This is a genomic window from Xanthovirga aplysinae (assembly GCF_009711365.1).
Lineage (GTDB): Bacteria > Bacteroidota > Bacteroidia > Cytophagales > Cyclobacteriaceae > Xanthovirga > Xanthovirga aplysinae.
This window is the reverse complement of record NZ_SMMB01000034.1, coordinates 1-234: the sequence shown is the minus strand read 5'-3', so window position 1 is coordinate 234 and position 234 is coordinate 1. Positions and strand designations below refer to the sequence as shown.

Here is a 234-nt window from a genome sequence, read left to right as displayed (position 1 = left end):
CAGGTGGAACTGTTTATTTAGCTGGTTATGCCAAAGCAATCAACTCAAAAGCTGTAGTATTATTTGATGGTAAAAGAAAAGCTACTGTAACCCACGAAATTTTACATGCCATGGGATTACGACATAGTTTTGATAATAACGCCTCATTTGGTTATCAAAAGAAAATTACCCAAAATATAATGGATTATTCCAGAACCCGAAAATCCACCTGGTTATGGCAATGGAAACAACTCT

1 protein-coding gene is annotated in these 234 nt (G+C 35.5%); it reads left to right on the top strand.

All coding sequences use genetic code 11. The features are described 5' to 3' along the window. The coding region (locus tag E1171_RS22925; RefSeq protein WP_222931250.1) for a zinc metalloprotease at positions 1–234 on the top strand (234 nt) is incomplete at both ends.